This window comes from Streptomyces sp. NPDC032161, assembly GCF_040636995.1.
Taxonomy (GTDB): domain Bacteria; phylum Actinomycetota; class Actinomycetes; order Streptomycetales; family Streptomycetaceae; genus Streptomyces.
On the sequence record NZ_JBEZVN010000028.1, the window covers coordinates 1 to 19324 of the forward strand.

20 protein-coding genes and 2 pseudogenes are annotated in these 19324 nt (G+C 70.8%); 10 read left to right on the forward strand and 12 right to left on the reverse strand.

The annotated features are described in order from the left end of the window. Positions 1-160: 160 nt before the first annotated feature. A complete protein-coding gene (locus AB0E67_RS28985) occupies positions 161-1033 on the reverse strand; it encodes a DUF6461 domain-containing protein (protein ID WP_362032024.1) in 873 nt (290 codons plus the stop codon). A 210-nt stretch (positions 1034-1243) separates the two neighbouring features. Then, a pseudogene (locus AB0E67_RS28990) lies at positions 1244-1507 on the reverse strand (winged helix-turn-helix transcriptional regulator); the annotation flags it as partial. A gap of 69 nt (positions 1508-1576) precedes the next feature. On the opposite strand from AB0E67_RS28990, the gene AB0E67_RS28995 reads away from it, so the two are divergent. Next, positions 1577-2353: a methyltransferase domain-containing protein gene (locus AB0E67_RS28995; RefSeq protein WP_362032026.1), complete on the forward strand. Its 777-nt coding sequence runs from the start codon at positions 1577-1579 to the stop codon at positions 2351-2353. Here the strand turns inward: AB0E67_RS28995 and AB0E67_RS29000 are convergent. Then, positions 2329-2757, reverse strand: coding sequence for a hypothetical protein (locus tag AB0E67_RS29000; RefSeq protein WP_362032028.1), 429 nt, complete (start codon positions 2755-2757; stop codon positions 2329-2331). The two genes, AB0E67_RS28995 and AB0E67_RS29000, sit on opposite strands and share 25 nt — an antisense overlap. A 31-nt stretch (positions 2758-2788) precedes the next feature. Continuing rightward, positions 2789-3514 (reverse strand): TnsA-like heteromeric transposase endonuclease subunit, encoded by a 726-nt coding sequence (locus AB0E67_RS29005; protein WP_362032030.1) that lies wholly within the window; start codon positions 3512-3514, stop codon positions 2789-2791. Between the two features lie 331 nt (positions 3515-3845). Between AB0E67_RS29005 and AB0E67_RS29010 the strand changes: the two genes are divergently transcribed. From AB0E67_RS29010 to AB0E67_RS29020, 3 genes are all read left to right on the forward strand, one after another. After that, positions 3846-4298: a helix-turn-helix transcriptional regulator gene (locus tag AB0E67_RS29010; RefSeq protein ID WP_362032032.1), complete on the forward strand. Its 453-nt coding sequence runs from the start codon at positions 3846-3848 to the stop codon at positions 4296-4298. Between the two features lie 27 nt (positions 4299-4325). Then, positions 4326-5087, forward strand: coding sequence for a hypothetical protein (locus tag AB0E67_RS29015; RefSeq protein WP_362032033.1), 762 nt, complete (start codon positions 4326-4328; stop codon positions 5085-5087). A 224-nt stretch (positions 5088-5311) separates the two neighbouring features. After that, a complete protein-coding gene (locus AB0E67_RS29020) occupies positions 5312-5644 on the forward strand; it encodes a DUF2516 family protein (RefSeq protein ID WP_073789351.1) in 333 nt (110 codons plus the stop codon). A gap of 239 nt (positions 5645-5883) precedes the next feature. Here AB0E67_RS29020 and AB0E67_RS29025 read toward each other — a convergent pair. From AB0E67_RS29025 to AB0E67_RS29040, 4 genes and pseudogenes are all read right to left on the reverse strand, one after another. Continuing rightward, positions 5884-7227 (reverse strand): annotated as a pseudogene (locus tag AB0E67_RS29025) (SpoIIE family protein phosphatase); the annotation flags it as partial. Positions 7228-7483: 256 nt separating this feature from the next. Next, positions 7484-7714: a hypothetical protein gene (locus AB0E67_RS29030; protein WP_362032035.1), complete on the reverse strand. Its 231-nt coding sequence runs from the start codon at positions 7712-7714 to the stop codon at positions 7484-7486. Between the two features lie 68 nt (positions 7715-7782). Next, positions 7783-8919, reverse strand: a complete 1137-nt coding sequence (locus tag AB0E67_RS29035) for an NlpC/P60 family protein (protein WP_362032037.1) — start codon at positions 8917-8919, stop codon at positions 7783-7785. Between the two features lie 340 nt (positions 8920-9259). Beyond that, on the reverse strand, positions 9260-10039 hold the full coding sequence (locus AB0E67_RS29040) for a class I SAM-dependent methyltransferase (protein WP_362032039.1): 780 nt from the start codon (positions 10037-10039) through the stop codon (positions 9260-9262). A 306-nt stretch (positions 10040-10345) separates the two neighbouring features. Between AB0E67_RS29040 and mshA the strand changes: the two genes are divergently transcribed. Beyond that, the gene (gene mshA / locus AB0E67_RS29045; RefSeq protein ID WP_362032041.1) at positions 10346-11698 is read left to right on the forward strand and encodes a D-inositol-3-phosphate glycosyltransferase; all 1353 of its coding nucleotides are present in this window, start codon (positions 10346-10348) and stop codon (positions 11696-11698) included. Between the two features lie 199 nt (positions 11699-11897). Continuing rightward, positions 11898-12398, forward strand: coding sequence for a YbjN domain-containing protein (locus tag AB0E67_RS29050; RefSeq protein WP_362032108.1), 501 nt, complete (start codon positions 11898-11900; stop codon positions 12396-12398). Between the two features lie 88 nt (positions 12399-12486). On the opposite strand, the gene AB0E67_RS29055 is transcribed toward AB0E67_RS29050, so the two are convergent. After that, positions 12487-13647, reverse strand: a complete 1161-nt coding sequence (locus AB0E67_RS29055) for an aminoglycoside phosphotransferase family protein (RefSeq protein WP_362032043.1) — start codon at positions 13645-13647, stop codon at positions 12487-12489. A gap of 120 nt (positions 13648-13767) precedes the next feature. Here AB0E67_RS29055 and AB0E67_RS29060 point away from each other — a divergent pair, with 120 nt between their 5' ends. Further along, on the forward strand, positions 13768-14547 hold the full coding sequence (locus tag AB0E67_RS29060) for a hypothetical protein (protein ID WP_362032044.1): 780 nt from the start codon (positions 13768-13770) through the stop codon (positions 14545-14547). Between the two features lie 118 nt (positions 14548-14665). Here the strand turns inward: AB0E67_RS29060 and AB0E67_RS29065 are convergent, their stop codons facing one another. Both AB0E67_RS29065 and AB0E67_RS29070 read right to left on the reverse strand, forming a co-directional pair. Continuing rightward, positions 14666-14908: a hypothetical protein gene (locus AB0E67_RS29065; protein ID WP_073789288.1), complete on the reverse strand. Its 243-nt coding sequence runs from the start codon at positions 14906-14908 to the stop codon at positions 14666-14668. After that, positions 14905-15153: a hypothetical protein gene (locus AB0E67_RS29070; RefSeq protein WP_073789286.1), complete on the reverse strand. Its 249-nt coding sequence runs from the start codon at positions 15151-15153 to the stop codon at positions 14905-14907. The genes AB0E67_RS29065 and AB0E67_RS29070 overlap by 4 nt, the downstream gene beginning before the upstream one ends. Before the next feature lie 176 nt (positions 15154-15329). On the opposite strand from AB0E67_RS29070, the gene AB0E67_RS29075 reads away from it, so the two are divergent. Next, positions 15330-15926 carry a hypothetical protein gene (locus AB0E67_RS29075; protein WP_362032046.1) on the forward strand — a complete coding sequence of 199 codons (597 nt, stop codon included), beginning with the start codon at positions 15330-15332 and terminating at the stop codon, positions 15924-15926. 196 nt (positions 15927-16122) lie between these two features. Continuing rightward, positions 16123-16506 carry a hypothetical protein gene (locus AB0E67_RS29080; RefSeq protein ID WP_362032048.1) on the forward strand — a complete coding sequence of 128 codons (384 nt, stop codon included), beginning with the start codon at positions 16123-16125 and terminating at the stop codon, positions 16504-16506. A gap of 141 nt (positions 16507-16647) precedes the next feature. Here AB0E67_RS29080 and AB0E67_RS29085 read toward each other — a convergent pair whose 3' ends face one another. Beyond that, the gene (locus AB0E67_RS29085; protein ID WP_362032050.1) at positions 16648-17409 is read right to left on the reverse strand and encodes a phosphoglyceromutase; all 762 of its coding nucleotides are present in this window, start codon (positions 17407-17409) and stop codon (positions 16648-16650) included. A gap of 318 nt (positions 17410-17727) precedes the next feature. Here AB0E67_RS29085 and AB0E67_RS29090 point away from each other — a divergent pair, with 318 nt between their 5' ends. After that, complete coding sequence (locus AB0E67_RS29090) at positions 17728-19167, forward strand: MFS transporter (RefSeq protein WP_362032052.1); 1440 nt, start codon at positions 17728-17730, stop codon at positions 19165-19167. The last annotated feature ends 157 nt before the right edge of the window (positions 19168-19324 follow it).

Genomic DNA, 19324 nt, shown 5'->3' on the forward strand with positions numbered 1-19324 from the left:
CCACGACCACCTCCAAGATCGGATCTTGGAGACAGTCTGCTAGGCGGCGAGCAGAAGATCGATTACCCGGCCAAGGCTGCGTGACGAGCCACTAGCCGACCTCATGGCCGCCGCCGTCGCGGCCACGCGTGACGCGTGAGGGGGCGAGTACCAAACGAGCTCACAACGACATCCAGCAGTAGAGCCGATCACCGGCGTCGTGAGCCCGCCTGGCGAGCAGGACGAGCGATTCGACCAACGGCCGCATGTCCTCGGCGCGGGCTCCCGCCAACTCCTCCGCCTGCACCCACCTCGCGGCGATGGCCGGTATTTCGGAGTCGCGTACCCCAGCCAGGGCGTCCCGTACCAGGGGATCGAGCTGCGACACCCACGGTCCCGTCACCCAGGGATCGTCGTCGGTCTCGGGACCCTCCGGGCCCGGTGCCGGGGAGGTCGGCCACACGGTCGTCTCGCCCACCAGGTCCACCCGCCACTCGGTCTGCTGGACGGTCGCGATCAGCTGCCCCAGGACGACGGCCGGATCCACGCGCTTGGCTTCGACCCCGTCGAACACGGAGGGTTCCGCGTAGAGCGGGGACGCACCATCCGTCTGCTCAAGCGCCTGGACGACCGATGCGGCATCCACCGCGCGGAAATAGTCGGTCAGTACACCCATTGATCTTCTCCCGCTCTTCGATTCGTCGGCGGGCGGCGGGTCGGACACTGCCCGCCGGGACGGTCCGTACCGCCGGTCGGAGCATGTGTCATCGAAGCCGCCCCATGCCGTTCTGTGTTGTGTTGCGTCTCGCCGGATGTCGAGTGCAGGTGAACCTGCTGCGTCGTTCCTCATCCTGAACTCGCGCCAGGTGTCCGCCGACCCCGCCGCGGCGGCGGGGTCATGGACGACCCGGGCGCTGCCACAGTCCTCACGCCCTTCGAGGCGGCGCAGCACCTCGGCGCGCGACAGGCCGTGCACCGAGGTGAAGCAGTACGCCTCCGTGAGTTCGGGGAAACGCTCCTCGAACCACATGCAGGCGGCGGCGGTCGTGGCCATGCCGCGATCATCGCCGATGCCACTGACATCGACGTGTCGTCACTGGCGGCGCGGTGCACCCGCGCCACGGTCACCTGCGATGCGCTCACCTGTGGCGCGGGGCACCTGGGGTGCGGTCGTCCGGGGGCGGTCGCTCGGGCTGCGGTCGTCCGGGGTGCGGAGCAGCGCCTCGGGCCCGCCCGGCAGTCGCGTACGTGAGTGATCCAGCCGTCAGGCGTCGAAGTCGCGCCGGGCGTTCTCGATGTGACCGAGGTACCGGTGGGTCCAGTCGCACATACCGGCGACCGTCGCTCGCAGGGCCCGGCCCGGCTCCGTGAGGGTGTACTCGACCCGCGGCGGCACGGTGGGATGCACGCGCCGCTCGACCAGGCCGTTGCGCTCCAGCATGCGCAGGTTCTGGGTGAGCATCTTGTGGCTGATGCCTTCGACCTCGTCGCGCAACTCGGTGGAGCGCAGAGTGCGGTCACCCACCGCGCCTTGCCCAGCCCCGTGCCATGGGATCTGCTCTGTTTGGAGGCTCGGGGGTTTGGTTGACTGCTTGCCATGACCTCAACAGCGTTCGAGACCGCCACCCCTGATCCGATCGTCTACCTCGATCGGGTCGCTGCGACCGACCTCGGCCGCTCCTACAAAGGAGGCATGCTCGCCGAACTCGACATCCGTCCGGGCCAGACGGTGCTCGACCTGGGCTGTGGCCCCGGCACCGATCTCGCCTCGCTCGCTCAAGCTGTCACCGCGACGGGCACGGTGATCGGTGTCGATCACGACGAGACCGCGGTCGAAGCTGCCAGGAAGCGCACCACCGACCAGCACGCTGTCACCGTACGACTTGGCGACATCCACGACCTGCCGCTGCCCGACCACACCGCCGACCGTGCCCGTACCGATCGCGTGTTGCAACACGTCGCCGATCCTGCCCGAGCGCTGCGGGAAATTCGCCGCGTGCTACGACCCGGCGGGCGACTCGTCATGGGTGAGCCGGACTGGGAGACCCTGACCGTCGACCATCCCGACAGCAGCCTTTCGCGCGCCTACACCCAGTTCGTCACGGACAAGGTCGTCCGCAACGCCCGCATTGGGAGGCAGCTTCCACGGCTTGCGGCAGAGGCCGGCTTCGCTGTCCCCACCGTCATCCCGATTACCCCCGCGTTCCGAGATGCCCAGGCCGCCGACAAGATCCTTGGACTGGAGCGCGTCACACGACGTGCCGTTTCTGCTGGGTATTTCACCGACGAAGAGGCAGAATGCTGGCTGGATCACCTTGCCGGCGGCCCCTTCCTTGCGGCGGTAACCTTCTACATCGTCGTAGCCGATGTATAGCCGCCAACCTCCATTCCGACAGCAGGCGGGGAGCTGAACCCGGCATCATTAAAGTGACCAGCCGAATGCGCGAGTCCAGCAGCATCAAGCCCCCGGCTCGGAGCTGCGTCGGGTGGCAGGCCTGTCAGGATTTCGATGATGTGCGACTCCCGCCAGGCCGCATCCTCAACCACCTTCCTGGGCAGCCCGTGGAACCGGGCTGCTGGCAGACGCGGAACCGTCGGTGCGGGACCGGGCTCGATCTCTGCCCGCAGCATCAGATCCTGAAGGCTGACCACGCTTGCCCCGCCGTTCTCATCGGCGAGGTGGACCAACGTTCCGGCCAAGCCGGTCACCGTATGCCTCACCCCTGCCAGCCGCACCCGGTCCCCGATGCGCAACACGCCCGGACGCGCGTGGCTCATCGAAGCTCCTCGGTGGCCGTGCTGACCAGCGTCATTCGTGTAGCACACCTGCGCGTAAATCGGCGGTCAGAACGCCGGCCCACATCAGGTGAAAGAGCACCGGCAGCATCGCGATGGGACGCCCCACCTGGGTCGCCCCTGCCGGAAGGCACTTCGGCTCGGCAAACACTTCCTCCAAGGCCCGTCCCTCCGCCTGGCGGTGCACGCGCGGGTGCCGGTATCCCGCCAGCCACCGCACATTCGCCATGAACACCTGATCGGGAACTCCGACACGCTGGAATTCCCAGCCGACCTGGCGACATGCTTCCTTGGTTGCCGCGAACGCTTCGGCATCCTTGTCCTCGATCCGGTCATCGGCCCGTACATCGATGACGACCCCGGTGCCGTCCGCACGTCGCGCGAAGAAGTCGGGGGTATGGCGCCGTACGGTGCCGTTTGCCCTCCAGCTCATCCGGAACGGCTGCGAAGCGACTCCGACGACCCGCTGATCGAAATCCAGGAGCTTCAGGTGATCCCGCTCCAGCCACGACTCGTATCCCACGTGCCGACGCACCGTCGCTGACCAGTACAGACCGGTATGGTTCCGGGATCCTTTGGCAAAGCGGAACGACCGGACAGGTTCAACGTCCTCGAACCGGACGTCCCAATGATCCGCGAGGGAGCCGGCAACCCGCCCTTCCGCGGCGCCGGTGAACTCCAGACCGAAGTCGGCTCCAGGTCGACCTGATCGATCCGCTCTGAGCGCGGCGATCCCCATCCCGTCCTCCTGTTGCACGGCAGATGGACGACCGTAGGCACCTGAACGCCGTGACAAGGCAGATTCGCTGAGATGACCACCCGAACAAGGCGACCTCCCTGAGATGTGGAAGCGCGGGCAGGTAACGGGACGCGGGCACGGAGCAGCTTCGCTGACACCACCCTTCAGATATGTCCAGGTTCAGTGACATCGGAGCAGCTCGCGTGAGACGGGACATCGGTCGCGTCCAGTCACTCGTACGCGTCACGTTGGTGCCGGTCGTGCCGGTGACACGATGCACTTTTGCAAGCGGGTGCTTGCAAAAGTTAGCGAGTGGGCGCACCATCGGGGTATGGCATCGCTCAACGTCGGCAATCTCGGTGAGTACCTGCGCGAACAGCGGCGCAACGCGCAGTTGTCGTTGCGGCAGCTCGCCGATGCCGCCGGGGTGTCCAACCCCTACCTCAGCCAGATCGAGCGCGGGCTGCGCAAGCCGAGCGCCGAGGTCCTGCAGCAGGTCGCCAAGGCGCTGCGGATCTCCGCCGAGACCCTGTACGTACGGGCCGGGATTCTGGAGGAGCGGGAGCGGGAGGAGTCGGAGACGCGGGCGTCGATCCTGTCCGATCCGTTCATCAGCGAGCGGCAGAAGAGCGTGCTGCTGCAGATCTACGACGCCTTCCGCAAGGAGAACGGCTTCGAGCCCGGACCTGGATCCGGTGACGGCACCGACGGCCCGCACACGGGCGACTACGGGGAGGACGCCGGCCCGGCTTCGAAGTCGAAACCCTCAAAACCCTCACACTGAGTCTGATGATCCGGGAGGACCACAGTCATGCCCATCACCGATGACCTGCGCAAGACCCTCACCGACCCGACCCCCCTCTACTTCGCCGCCGGTACGGCCGACCTCGCCGTCGAGCAGGCGCGCAAGGTTCCGGCGCTGATCGAGCAGCTGCGTGCCGAGGCGCCGGAGCGCATCGAGGCGATGCGCAACACCGACCCCAAGGTCGTGCAGGAGAAGATGGCGGCCCAGGCCAAGGAGGCACAGGCCACCGTGCAGGCCAAGGTCGGCGAGGTGATCGGGGCGTTCGACAGCGATCTGCGGAAGCTGGGCGAGAGCGCCCAGGACCTCGCGATGCGCAGCCTGGGCGTGGCGGCGGAGTACGCGGTGCGGGCCCGGGAGACGTACGAGAAGGTCGCCGAGCGCGGCGAGCGGACCGTGCGGAACTGGCGGGGCGAGACGGCCGACGAGATCGTCGAGATCGCCGTCGTCGTCGAGCCGCGCAAGGAGTCCAAGCCGACCGGTACCAACGCGACCGGGGCCAAGGCGAACGGCGCCAACGCCACTGCGACCGGGTCCGCGGGCGCCAAGCCGGCCGGGGCCGCATCTGCGGGGACCAGGCCCGCGGGTACCAGGTCCGCCGGGACCACGGGCACCTCACGGACGGCATCGGCCGGCCGGGCGGGACAGGCCAAGGCGGCGCCCGCCCCGAAGGCCGCGGGGGCGGAGGGCAAGGCTCCGGCCGCGTCCGCCAAGAAGGCGCCCGCGCGCAAGCCCGCTGCCAAGCGGACGCCTCCGCCGAGCGCGAAGTAGGGCCCCTGGGGGCGAGGCAGGACTTCCGGGGCGAGGCATAACCCCCGGTACGAAGCGGAACCCCGGCGTGAAACAGGACCCCCGGTGCCACGGGCCGCAGGCTGCGGTGCCGTGGCACCGCCGCGTGTACCGGCGGCCGGGGCGGGCATTTTTCGGGGTGCCCGGCACGTTGCCCCGGTACCTTGGCCGCGAGGGGCTCATCCATCGACTAGGCGGTGCACACCATGTTGCTCACAGGATTCAGCACACTCATCTGGCTGCTTTACATGGCCATGCTCGTCCTGGCCGTGGTCGCGCTGGTCATGGCGGCGATGGCCCGTGAGGACGCCTACCGGGCCGCCGACAAGCAGCAGAAGTCCTTCTGGCTCATCATCCTCGGTGTCGCCGTCGCCGTGAACCTCTTCGTGCCCATGCTGTTCCTCCAGCTCGCCGGTCTGGTCGCGTCCATCGTGTTCCTGGTGGACGTGCGGCCCGCGCTCAGGGCGGTCTCGGGTGGCGGTAGGCGCGGTGGTTCCAGCAGCGACGGGCCGTACGGGCCTTACAACGGCGGGCGCTGACCGGACGCGGCGCCCGCCGCGTTCGTGGGTGAGGCCGATCCGGGGCGGGGGCGCGGGATGTTCATGGCCCGGCCCCCGGCCCCGTTCGGGCCACCGTTCGGACTCCGGTCACCGTTCAGACTCCGGTCACCGTTCGGACTCCGGCCGTTCCGTCCGCCGCCAGGGCCGTGGTCGGAACAGAGGTCGGAGTACGGGGCCGGGCCACGGCTGGTGTACGCGCCCAGGCCGGATCCCGCGTACCGGCGGATCCGTTCCTGGTCGCGGTCGAGCAGCAGGACCGCCACGTCGTCGGTCAGCTCGTCGCCGTTCAGCTGACGCACGCGGGTGACCGCGGCCTCCAGCAGGTCCTCGCCGGTGAGTCCCTCGGCCAGCTGCTGGTTGATCATCGCGACCATGCCGTCCTGGCCGAGCCGTCGGGTGCCCTCGCCGACGCGTCCTTCGATCAGCCCGTCCGTGTACATCATCAGGCTCCAGGAGCCGCCGAGGTCCACCTGCCGACGCGGCCACCGGGCCCGAGGCAGCAGGCCCAGGGCCGGTCCGCCGTCCTCGTACGGGAGCAGATGCGCTGCTCGTCCGTGCCGGGCGAGCAGCGGGGCGGGATGGCCCGCGATGCAGAGACCGGCGCGCCGGCCGTCGGGGGCGATGTCGACGGCGCAGAGCGTCGCGAAGACCTCCTCACTCTGCCGTTCGTGCTCCAGGACCTGCTGGAGCGTGGCGAGCAGCTCGTCGCCGCAGAGTCCGGCCAAGGTCAACGCCCGCCACGCTATGCGCAGTTCGACACCGAGCGCCGCTTCGTCCGGGCCGTGGCCGCAGACGTCGCCGATCATCGCGTGGACGGTTCCGTCGGGGGTGCGGACCGTGTCGTAGAAGTCGCCGCCGAGCAGTGCGCGGCTGCGGCCGGGGCGGTAGCGGGCCGCGAAGCGCAGGTCGGAGCCCGCGAGTAGCGGGGTGGGGAGCAGGCCGCGTTCGAGACGGGCATTCTCCTGGGCGCGCAGCCGGGACTCGGTGAGCTGGTGCTGTGCGAGGTCGGCACGCTTGCGTTCGACGGCGTACCGGATGGCGCGGCTGAGCAGCCGCCCGTCGAGTTCGCCGCGGAAGAGGTAGTCCTGGGCGCCGACCCGTACCGCCTCGGCGGCCAGCTCGGTGTCGTCCCGTGCGGTCAGGGCGAGGACGGCGTGGCGCGGGGCCAGTCGCAGGACGTGCCGGAGCGTGGCGAGCGCGTCCACGCCCGCGCCCTCGGCTCCTGCGGCCTCCGCGGGTCCCGTCGCTCCCTGGGCGGACCCGGTCGTTCCGTGGACGTTCCCGGCGCGGGCGGCGCGGGCGGCGCGGGCGGCGCGTGCCTCGGCGCCGGTCGGCAGGGCCAGGTCCAGCAGGATGCAGTCCACGTCGTCCGTGAGGAGCCGGCCCGCCTCGGTCAGGTTGCGGGCGGTCCGGACACGTATCCGGGTGCTCGCCGAGGCCGGGAGCTCGGGAACGGTGAAGGTGCCCGCGGGGTCGTCCTCGATCACCAGAAGGGTGAGGCCGGTGGCGGGGGAGGTCTCCGCAGCGAGCGGGGTCTGCTCCTGCGGTTCGGGTACGGGCATCGGTTCGGGTTTCCTTCCCTCCCCCCGAGGGTGCGGCGGGACGACGAACGACGAACCGCCAGACCGGGACGATAGCGGGCCGCGGCGGGGAAACGGAATGGCGTACCGCGACCGCCCGCCGTCATGCGCCGGTCGTGTCCGGTCGTGCGCCGGGTCACGGGCCGCGTCCGCCCCGGCCATAAGCCGCGTCCCGTCACGGATCCGGCGGGGAGCGCCGGGGCGAGGGCCTGGGGAGGGCGACCGCGCATGAGAAAGCTCACGTGGGCGCGGAGGTGGCGCGCGTCACCGCGGAACATGTGAGTCGCTCGGTGGCCCAGCCCGCCACGAAGCGCGTGAGCACCCTGGTGGCGTACGTCACCCCGGTGAGATGGGTCACCGGAGCGAGGCACGCGGTCCCGGGCCGGTGGGCCGCTTCGGCGTGATGGCGCAAGCGGGCGGGGTGGTGCAAGCGGGCGGGGTGGCGCGCCTCGGGCATGACCGTGCACACGGGTGCCACCGTGCACATGGGCGGGGCGGTGCGGCGGCTCTCGTCCCTCTCCCGCCCCGGGCGGCGTCCTACTTGTCCGGGCGGACCACGCCGAGGATCCGCATCGAACCCGCGCCCGCCAGTGTGACGTCGCGGCCGGGGCGCGGGGCGTGGACGATGGCGCCGTCGCCGACGTACATCCCCACGTGGCTGGCGTCGTCGTGATAGATGATCAGGTCGCCGGGGCGCATGTCCTTGATGGCGATGCGCGGCAGCAGCCGCCACTGCTCCTGAGAGGTGCGCGGGATCGGCCGGCCGGCCGCGGCCCACGCCTGCGACGTCAGTCCCGAGCAGTCGTAGGAGTCGGGGCCCTCGGCGCCCCACACGTACGGCTTGCCGATCTGCGCGGTTGCGAAGGCCAACGCCTTCTTCCCGCTCGCGCTCGCCTCGCGGTTGATGTCCTTCAAGGCGCCGGAGCTGAGCCACGCCGTCTGCATCTTGTACGCGGCTTCCTGCTCCAGCTTGAGCAGCCGGGCCCGCTCCTCCTTCTCGAGCCGGGATTCCAGCTTCTTCGCCGCCGCTATCTGCTCCTTGATCTCTTTCTTGGCCTCGGCCTGCTTCAGGCGGTTGGCTTCGAGCTTCTCCCAGTTGGCGCTCGCGTCCTTGCTGTACGTCTCCAGGTTCTGCTGGGTCCTGGTCAGTTCACCGAGGACGCCGCGGGCGGCCTGCTGGCCCTCCCGGACCCGGTTCACCCCGTCCAGGAACAGCTGTGGATCGTCGCTCAGCATCAGCTGCGCCCCGGGCGGCAGCCCCCCGCTGCGGTACTGCTCGCGGGCCTGGGCGCCCGCCTGGTTCTTGAGCTCGGTGATCTTCGCCCGGCCCACGACGATGGCCCGGGCCAGCCTGACGATCTCGTTGGACTGCTTCTTGGCCTTCTCGGCGGCGAGGTTGTACGCGTCGGTGGCCGCACCCGCCTTGTGGTAGAGGGCCTCGATCTCCTCGCGTACCTCTTCGAGGCTCTTCTTCGGCTCCGACGCCTTCGACTGCTTCTTCGTCTTCGCCTTCGCCCCGGTCCCGGGCCCGACGGGGTTTCTGGGGTCCGACGCGTGCCGCGATGCGGCGGGGGACGGCGGGGAGGGCGCGGCGAACGCCTCGACCGGCGCGGTGAGCACGGTCAGCGCACAGACCAGAGTGATCGCGGCTGCGGCACAGTGACGTCGGTTCACGTGATCCCCCTCCGAAAGTACTTGATTAACCGTCAGTAACTTTTCGTCGACGGCGTGATCGTGCCACGCCGTCCCGAAAAGCAACAGAGGCCCACACATGCTGTTCCGACCATCACACAGATCGGGCCGAAATGTTGGCAATACGCGCACGCGCCGGGGGCGCTCGGTTGCGAATTCGGTACGCGCCGGGCCGCGGAGGCGGACCCCCGTGCATACCGGCCTGCCGGTTCAGTACATGTCTCAGTACGCGCGTCTCAAGCGCTCGCGTCTCCGTCCTCGCGTCTCAAGCGCTCGCGTTTCAGAACGCGTGTCTCAGTACGCGTGTCTCAGTACGCGTGTCTCAGTACGCGTCGGGCCGGAGCGCGGCCCACCGCACCGTGACCTCGCCCTGGCGCCAGCGCCGTACCCCGTCCGCCAGCGGCCAGTCGGCCGACAGCGCCCGTACCGCCGTGATCCAGCGCTGCCGGGCGCCGAGCGTCGCGTACGGGGCGGCCGCGGCCCACGCCCGGTCGAAGTCGCGCAGGAAGGCGTGGACCGGTTCGCCCGGCACATTGCGGTGGATCAGCGCCTTGGGCAGGCGTTCCGCGAGGTCGGAGGGGCGGTCCAGGGAGCCGAGCCTGGTCGCGAACGTCACCGTGCGCGGGCCCTCCGGCCCGAGCGCCACCCATACGTGCCGGCGCCCGATCTCGTCGCAGGTCCCCTCCACCAGCAGCCCGTCCGGCGCGAGGCGGGCGCACAGCAGCCGCCAGACCTCCGCCACCTCGCCCTCGTCGTACTGGCGCAGCACGTTCGCCGCCCGGATGAGGTCGGGGCGCCGGGTGACCGGGATCTCGAAGCCGCCGTGCAGAAAGGTGAGGCCCTCGCGTTCGTACGGCTTCGCCGCCGCGACCCGTTCCGGGGCGATCTCGATGCCGGCCACCTCGGTGCGCGGTTCGGCGGTGCGCAGGCGCCGGAGCAGTTCGACGGCCGTCCAGGGGGCGGCCCCGTACCCGAGATCGACGGCGAGAGGGGCGTCGGCGCGGCGCAGGGCCGGGCCGTGGGCGGCGGCGATCCAGCGGTCCATGCGGCGGAGCCGGTTCGGGTTGGTGGTCCCGCGGGTCGCGGTGCCGATGGGGCGCATGACAGCGAGCGTAACGACTGCCGGGCGGTGGGTGGCGGGGGAGTAAGGGGACAGCGGGTGAGCAGGGGGGCCGGGGTGGCGGGCGGCAGCGGGAGGTGCCCACGCGCCTTGAGTGCGCGGTGCGTGGCGTGAGGCGCGCGGCGCTTGGCACGAGGCGCGGGGCACGGGCATGTGAATGCGGGCCCGGGCGGCCAAGTTCGTAATGATTTGGTAAAGCGGAAATGAAAGGAGAGGTTCCGCTGTTTCCGCCCGCGGGAGGGGCTCGGTCCCTCCGTGTCGTGCTCTGAGTGAGGAGGACCGGACGACGTGAGTCAGTACGTCTCCCGGCTCGGCAGCAGTCGTGTGGCGCCGCGTCTCAGGTTCCCCGCGGCCTTCCCCGGCGGTCACCGCAAGCCGCGCCGTATCGCGATGCTCTCCGTGCACACCTCGCCCCTGCACCAGCCCGGAACGGGCGACGCGGGCGGCATGAACGTCTACATCGTGGAGCTGGCGAGGCGCCTGGCCGCGATCAACATCGAGGTCGAGATCTTCACCCGCTCCACCACCGGCGGACTGCCCCCGGTGGTCGATCTGGCGCCCGGTGTCCTGGTCCGGCACGTCGACGCGGGACCGTACGAAGGGCTCGCCAAGGAGGAGCTGCCCGCTCAGCTCTGCGCCTTCACGCATGGAGTCATGCAGGCGTGGGCCGGCCAGCGCCCCGGCTACTACGACCTGGTCCACTCCCACTACTGGCTTTCCGGCCACGTCGGCTGGCTCGCCGCCCAGCGCTGGGGCGTCCCGCTCGTCCACGCCATGCACACCATGGCCAAGGTCAAGAACGCGGCACTCGCGGAGGGCGACACACCGGAGCCGACCGCCCGCGTCATCGGCGAGACCCAGATCGTCGACGCGGCCGACCGGCTGATCGCGAACACGGCCGAGGAGGCGGAAGAACTGATCCGCTTCTACGCCGCCGATCCCGGTTCCGTCGCCGTCGTCCACCCCGGGGTCAACCTGGACTGTTTCAGCCCGGCCGACGGGCGCGCCGCGGCCCGGGCCCGTCTCGGACTGCCGCAGGAGGCCCTGATCCCGCTCTTCGCGGGCCGCATCCAGCCGCTGAAGGCCCCGGACGTGCTGCTGCGGGCCGTGGCGGTGCTGCTGGACCGGGACCCCTCGCTGCGTACCCGAATGGTCGTACCGATCGTCGGCGGTCCGAGCGGCAGCGGGCTCGCCAAGCCGGAGGGGTTGCAGAAGCTGGCGTCGCGGCTGGGCATCGCGGACGTCGTACGGTTCCACCCGCCGGTGCGGCAGCACGAGCTCGCCGACTGGTTCCGGGCCGCGTCCGTGCTGGTCATGCCCTCGCACAGCGAGTCCTTCGGGCTGGTCGCGATCGAGGCGCAGGCGGCGGGCACCCCGGTCGTCGCGGCGGCCGTGGGCGGGCTCCCGGTGGCGGTGCGGGACGGGACCACCGGCTTCCTGATACCGGGGCACGAACCGGGGGCGTACGCGGAGGCGTTGGCCCGGTTCGCGGACGCGCCGGACCTGGTCGCCCGGATGGGCGCGGCGGCGGCGGCCCACGCGCAGGGCTTCGGCTGGGACACCGCCGCGTCGGCGACCGCCGACGTGTACACGGCCGCGATGCACGCGCGCCGCCGTCGCGTACGCTCGCACCATGGCTGACGCACCCGAGGAACCGACGACGGCTGATGCGACGATGGCCGACGTGACGGCGCGGGACGGGCGGCCGCAGCAGGACGAACGGCAGGAGCGGACCGGCCGGCAGGAGCGGGCCACGCAGACCACGCCGTCGGAACGGACCGCGCGGGCCGCACAGCCGGGAGGGACCGCGCGGCTCGCGGAGGCCGCACCGGTCGCGCGGATCATCGAGGCGGCGCTGAAGGACGCCGAGCTCGAATGGGAGAGCCCGGAACCCGGAAGCTACGTCGTCAAGCTGCCCGGCACGCGCAAGCTGTCCACCACCTGTTCGCTGCGGGTCGGCAGGCACTCGCTCTCCCTCAACGCCTTCGTCGTCCGGCACCCGGACGAGAACGAGCCGGCGGTCCACCGCTGGCTGTTGGAACGCAACCTCCGCCTCTTCGGCGTGAGCTACGCGGTCGACGGGCTCGGCGACATCTACCTCGTCGGCAAACTGCCGCTCTCCGTGGTCACGCCGCAGGAGCTGGACCGGCTGCTCGGCACGGTCCTGGAGGCGGCCGACGGCTCGTTCAACACCTTGCTGGAACTGGGGTTCGCGAGCGCGATCCGCAAGGAGTACGCATGGCGGGTGTCGCGCGGCGAGTCCACGCGGAACCTGGAAGCGTTCAGGCACCTGACCGAACGTCCGGAACGCCGGCGCCCGGCGGAACGGCCGTCCGGCTGACCGCTCGACCGGCCGGCTGCCCAAATGTCCAACCGGCTGACCAATTGACCGGCCGACCGCCCGACCGGGCGGACCGGGCCCGCTGGGCTCAGGCCCCCGACCGCAGCGCCGATTCCACGTCGCCCAGGGCCCGCACGAGTTGTGGACCGACCTCCCCCCACGTCCAGTCCAGTTGCTCCCGGGGGACTCCGCGCGGGACGGTCTCCACCAGCATGATCAGGTAGAGGTAGCAACGGTAGAGCGCGAGCCGCAGTCGTGCGGACGCGTCGAACACCATCGGCTGTCCGCCGCCCTCGGTGTACCCGGTGAGGAGATCCTCGTCGTCCTCCGGGTCAGCGAAGAGGGAGAGGGACACGAAGTCGGCGACCGGGTCGCCCCAGAACATCCGCTCGCCGTCGACGATCCCGCCGAGGGAGCGGGCGCCCGGCTCGCCGTCGACGAGGAGGTTGCCCCGCCACAGGTCGAAGTGGACCGGGGCGGGCCGGGCGACATCGTCGAGGACGGGCGACGCGGCGGCGAGCAGCGCGCGAGTGTCCGCCGTCGGGCGCGGCAGCCGGGCCCGGTACGCGTCCGCGTCGGCGAGGACGGCGTCGGTCATCGCGGTGAACGCCTGCCGCCAGGTCGCGGACAGCGGGCCCAGCGCCTGCCCCGGGTAGCCGAATCCGCCGGAACCCGTGAGGGAGTGCGTACGGCCGACGATCCTGCCCAGCTCGTTCCTGAGCCGACGTTCCTCGGCGCCCGGAGCGGAGGTGCCTGGAACAGAGCCTCCCGGCGCGGCGACGCCTGGACCGGAAGCGTCCGGCGCCGCGGAGCGCGTGGCGGCAGCGTCATGGGCGGCGATGTCGTCGGCGACGTCACTCCAGGGGCGTCCCGGCAGTGCCGACACGATCAGGTACGGGCCGGTCGGCGATGCCGGGTCGAGTTGGCTGTGGAGCACGCGCGGCACCGGTGCCGTACCGGCTGTGCAGGTGTAGAACTCGATCTCGTTGACCAGTAGATCGCGCTCATGGCTCATCAAGGTCCCGTCGATCGCGGGCGGTGGGACCTTGACCACCCAGTCGTCGCCGTTGGTGAGGGTGACCCGGGTGACGGTGTTGAAGGTGCCTCCGGTGAGACGTGTGAGGGCGGAGATCCGGTCCTCCCCCAGACCGACCGCAGCACGACGGAGGTCACGTCGTCGTTCGCCATGAGTGGTTTTGCCCCCTGAGTCGTGATTTCTGTGCATCGCGGTGAGGAACAGCTCATTCACAGCGTGATCACAGCGCCGTCACGATCGCACCGCTTTCCCAGCTTGATTGATCAACAAACGAAATGTGCTTCTAAGGTGAGTCGAATCCCCAAGTTCTGCACAGAGATACGGATCCGGATCATGCGACCCACCGCCATACGCCGTACCGCCCTTGCCGCCACCGCGGTGTGTGTGGCCCTGCTCGCCACCGCGTGCGGTGGGGGCTCGGACTCCGGTTCCGGCTCCGGAGACAAGGGGGCGGACAAGGGCAAGGAGTCGGCCGCCGCGAAGCCGGCCGCCAAGGCGCTGACCGCCGCCGAACTGGAGAAGGCGGCGCTGGCCCAGGGCGACGTCGAGGGCCACAGGATCGCCAAGGCCGCGGCCAAGGACACGGTCTCCAAGAACGACGTCAAGTCCGCGAACGCCGCCTGCACCCCGCTCGCGAACGCGCTGATGGGCGCGGAGGTCGGCGAGCCCGCGGCGTTCACCAGGCGGACGGTCGTCAGTGAGCCCAAGAAGAAGGAGGGCCTGAAGCCCGAGGAGATCCTCAAGGCGGCGATGGACATCACGACCACGCAACTCGCGCTCGGCTCGTACGACGGCACGGGCGCGGCCGATTCGGTCGCCGCGCTGCGCAAGGCCGCCACCGAGTGCGCGGGCGGGTTCGAGTTCACGGCGGCCGGTACCAAGAACAAGGTCACCAAGGTCACCGAGGCGCAGGTCACCGGCGGCGAGGAAGCGGCCGCCTGGACCGTGGAGATGGCTGCTGACGGGGAGAAGATGCAGCTCAAGCTGGTGGGCATGCGTCAGGGCGCCTCGTTCGCCTCGTTCTCCTCGATGAACCTGGCCGCGATGGGCAGCGGTGGCGACTTCGAGCTGCCGACCGCGGTGGTCGAGGCGCAGGCCAAGAAGCTGGCCTAGCCGGTCGGCCCGCGGCCGGTCGAGCCGTGGCTGCTCGGGTAGTGGTCGCTCCTTCCACGGCTGCCCGGATCCGACCGGGCGGGGGGGCGGAAGGAAGGGCCGGGGCCGGTCCGGTCGTTCACGGCAGCGGGACGAGCCTCACCACCGTGACGATCAGGACCGACCCGGACACGTAATAGAGCACGATGGCCCCGGCGACCGTCGCCTCGCGGCGATCGCGCTCGCTCTTGACGGCGGTGGACCCGTGCCCGTACGGGTCCCGGCCCAAGGTGCGGGCCATCTCGTCCCGGAAGACCTCGCCGTCGCGCATCTTGGCCAGGGTGTCGTCGGCGGGCGGGGCGTAGGAGATGCGGAAACTCAAGCGACGGTCCGCCTCTCGGCCTCGTCCTGCGCCAGTCGGTCCAGGATCTTCTCGGCCTCCGGATCGGGTACGGCCTCCAGCATCCAGTGGCGCATGACCGCCTGGATCTCGCCCACCCCGGCGTCATTGATGGCGCGGTCGAACTCCTCGCGTCTCTCCTCGGGCAGCGCGGCACGGATGGCCGGAATGCTGTTGGGCACGTCGACTTCGGCGCCGCCGACGAAGGTCTTCAGGGGCTCGCCCATGGTTGCTCTCCCCGCTCTCCTTGCTCTCCGCGCACGGCCCGCCCGGGGCCCGTGTCGACCCCGCACGGCTACGACCCCGCACGGGTGGACGCCCGTCCGCACACGGACCGTTGCTCGGCCTCACGGTAGCGCCAGGCGCCGGGTAGGGCCCGGAGACCGCACGGTACGTTCGTTCCGTGACAGGAACATCATGGGACATATTGCTGATTGGCGGGGCGTCAGGCATCGGCAAGAGCCGACTGGCCGCGCGGCTCGCGGCCGAACACACGGCGTTCGTGGTCGAGTTCGACGACGTGGTCAGCGCCGTCGAGGCGATGACGACGGCCGAACACCACCCCGCCGTCCATCACTTCGATGACATCCCCGACACCTCGGGGCTCGCTGTCGACGAGGTGCTCGGCCTCCAGATCGCCACCGCCCGTGCCCTGGAACCCGCGGTGCTGGGCGTGGTCGACAACCGCCTGACCGTCGACGCCCCCGCAGTGATCGAGGGCGACTACCTCACCCCGGCCGTGGCCGCGACGGCGATCAACCGCGGCGCCGGCTCCGGTCGCCGCGTACGGGCGGTGTTCCTGCACGAGGAGGACCTGGACCGGATCACCGCCAACTACGCCTCCCGGGAGCCGGGCAACGGCGAGCAGCGGCACCGGGCTCAGGTCAGCGCCGCGTACTCGCACTGGCTCGCGGCCCAGGCGACCCACCACGGACTGCCGGTCGTCCCGTGCCGCCCCTGGAACACCCTCGCGGCGCGCGTGGGACAGGCGTTGGGATAGGAGCGAAGACCCCCGCGGCCGGGGCGCGACCACGCGGCCACCGGCCGGATCCACCACCGACGTGCCCCGCACCCCCGCCCCGGCCCTGGAACCGCTCCCGGTCCAGTAGCTGCCCCCGGCCCCGGAGCCGCCCCGGTCTCTCTCTCCGCCCGTTCGCCCGCCCGGCGTTGTCACACCCCCGTCGTACGCTCGGACCATGAGCGTTTCCGTCTACTACAGCGCCCGTCGGTCAGAGCCGTTGACCGGCCCCGAGACCGCCGCGGTCGAGCGTGTCGTCGCCGCCCGCACGGCGTCGTTCCCGTACGACGACGAGGAAGACCTCTATCTCTACGACCTGGGCGGCGACGAGGACGACGAGATCCTCGCGGGATCCACCAAGCTGCCGAGCGATCCGGACAGATGGCTGCCGGTGCTCACCCACGTGCTCGACTCCGTCACCGAGCTGCGCCGCGCCGTGGCCGGAGCGGAGTGGCACGTGCACATGGACGACGTCGACGTCCCGTGGGACGAGAACGAGGGGTACGCCCTGCCGGGCATGCGCGACGCGGAGCTCGCCGCCGAGCTCGGCGGCCTCGACTGACTCCCGGACGGGGACGGGCGGAGGTCCGACGGAGAACCGGAGGAGACGCCACGCGCGACGCCTCCCGCCCGGGCCGGCCGCGTACGACAACGAGCCCCCGCCCGCGGCGAACCACGGACGGCGGCTGTCGGAGCCCAGCGGCTACTTCTTCTTGCCCTGGTTCTTCACGGCCTCGATGGCGGCCTTCGCGGCCTCCGGGTCGAGGTAGGTGCCGCCCGGCTTCACCGGGCGGAAGTCGGCGTCCAGTTCGTAGAAGAGCGGGATGCCGGTCGGGATGTTCAGGCCCGCGATGTCGGCGTCGGAGATGCCGTCGAGGTGCTTGACGAGGGCCCGGAGGCTGTTGCCGTGGGCGGCGACCAGGACCGTGCGGCCGGCCAGGAGGTCCGGGACGATGCCGTCGTACCAGTACGGCAGCATGCGGACGACGACGTCCTTGAGGCACTCCGTGCGCGGGCGCAGCTCCGGCGGGATCGTCGCGTAACGGGCGTCGTCGCTCTGGGAGAACTCGGTGCCGTCCTCAAGGGCGGGCGGCGGGGTGTCGTACGAGCGGCGCCAGAGCATGAACTGATCCTCGCCGAACTCGGCGAGCGTCTGCGCCTTGTCCTTGCCCTGGAGGGCGCCGTAGTGGCGCTCGTTCAGGCGCCAGGAGCGGTGGACGGGGATCCAATGGCGGTCCGCGGACTCCAGCGCGAGCTGCGCGGTGCGGATGGCGCGCTTCTGGAGGGAGGTGTGCAGCACGTCGGGGAGCAGACCGGCGTCCTTCAGCAGCTCACCGCCGCGGACAGCCTCCTTCTCGCCCTTCTCCGTGAGGTTGACGTCCACCCAACCGGTGAACAGGTTCTTCGCGTTCCACTCGCTCTCGCCGTGACGGAGGAGGATCAGCTTGTACGGTGCGTCGGCCATGGCTCCGAGCGTAATCGAAGCCCCGCGAGCGCCGCGCGGACGGTCACAGGGCGGACGGCCGGGGGTGGGGCAACACCTGTCCAGGCCCCTGACCAGGGCGGACTCGGTCCCTGGCCGGGACCGGGCCGGAGTCCCTCGCCGGGTTCGGAGCCGGGGCGGACGGGGGCGGTGCGCGCTCGGGGCGGGGCGGGAGCGCGTCGATTGACGGGGCGCGTCAATCGACTGGCGATCCGGAATCCGATGACCGTAATGTTCGGATCGCTGCCGGGCCTCTTACCGGTGGTGTTCGCTCCGTCGTACTTCCCTGGGGGATTCCGTATGTCTGTCACCGGTGTCAGACGGGCTCTACAGGAGTCCGTGTCCGGGCTCCCCCGGGAGTTCTGGTGGCTGTGGACCAGCACGCTGGTCAACCGTCTGGGAGCGTTCGTCGCCACGTTCATGGCGCTCTACCTCACCCTGGAGCGGGGCTACTCTGCCTCGTACGCCGGTCTGGTGGCCGCGCTGCACGGGCTCGGCGGGGTCGTGTCCGCGCTCGGGGCCGGGGTGATGACGGACCGGCTGGGGCGTCGGCCCACCATGCTGATCGCACAGACCTCGACCGCCGTGTCCGTGGCCGTGCTCGGATTCATGGTCGATCCGGTGGCGATCGCCGCCGTCGCCTTCGTCGTCGGCATGGCCAGCAACGCCTCGCGGCCCGCCGTCCAGGCCATGATGGCCGACATCGTGCGGCCCGAGGACCGGGTGAGGGCCTTCTCGCTCAACTACTGGGCGATCAACCTCGGCTTCGCCGTCTCGTCGGCCGGGGCCGGATTCGTCGCCGAGTACAGCTATCTCGCCGGGTTCCTGGGCGAGGCCGCGATGACGCTGATCTGTGCCGTCGTCGTCTTCGTCAAGGTGCCCGAGTCGCGGCCCGGGCCCGAGACGTGGCCCGGGAAGGACGGGGCTCCCGGCCGGACGGTTGCCGGCGGGGCGGCCGCCGGGCGTGCGGGCGAGGTGAGGCTCTCCACCGTGCTGCGCGACGGCCGGTTCATGAGTGTTGTCGGGCTGTCCTTCGTCATCGCTCTGATCTTCCAGCAGGGATATGTGGGCCTGCCGGTGGCCATGGGTGCGGACGGGTTCTCCAGCTCCGACTTCGGCACCGCCATCGCCGTCAACGGTGTGCTGATCGTGGTGCTCCAGATCCCGGTCACCCGTTTCATCGAGCACCGGGACGCCCGTCGGCTGCTCGTCGTGTCCTCCCTGTTGGCGGGATACGGATTCGGGCTGACAGCGTTCGCCGGGTCCGTCGCCGTCTACGCGTTGAGCATCTGCGTCTGGACGATCGCCGAGATCGTCAACTCGCCCATCCAGACCGGCCTGGTCGTCCGGCTCTCGCCGGCCCAGGGCCGCGGCCGGTACCAGGGCATGTACACGATGTCCTGGTCCGCCGCAGCGCTGGTCGCGCCCCTGATGTCGGGCCAGGTCATCGACCGCTTCGGGGCGCAGTGGCTGTGGGGGGCGTGTGCGGTGCTGGGCACCGGTGCCGCGCTCGGGTACTGGCTGCTGATGCGGAACCTTCAGGAGGAGCCCCCGGCGACGCTCGACGGCGGGGCCGCGGCGGCGGGCGTCCGGGCGGGGAACGGCAGGAGCGGGAGCGCCGGGAGTTCCGAGCGTGTCGAGAGCGTCGGGCGTGTCGAGTGCGTCGGGAGCGAGGGAGGCGCGCGAAACGGGTCGGCCGCCCCGTCGGTGTCCGAGCACACGTCCGTGGAGAGCGGCTGAGCGCGTGCCGCACAGGGCGCGACGCGGCACATGTTTTGTGACGCATGTCCCATGACACATGCGGGGCGTGCGTACGGCCACGGCCCATGAAGTCACGGCCCACATGCCCACGGCGCACAGGCCCACAGCCATTCGCCCCCCCGGCGCACGCGGCCCC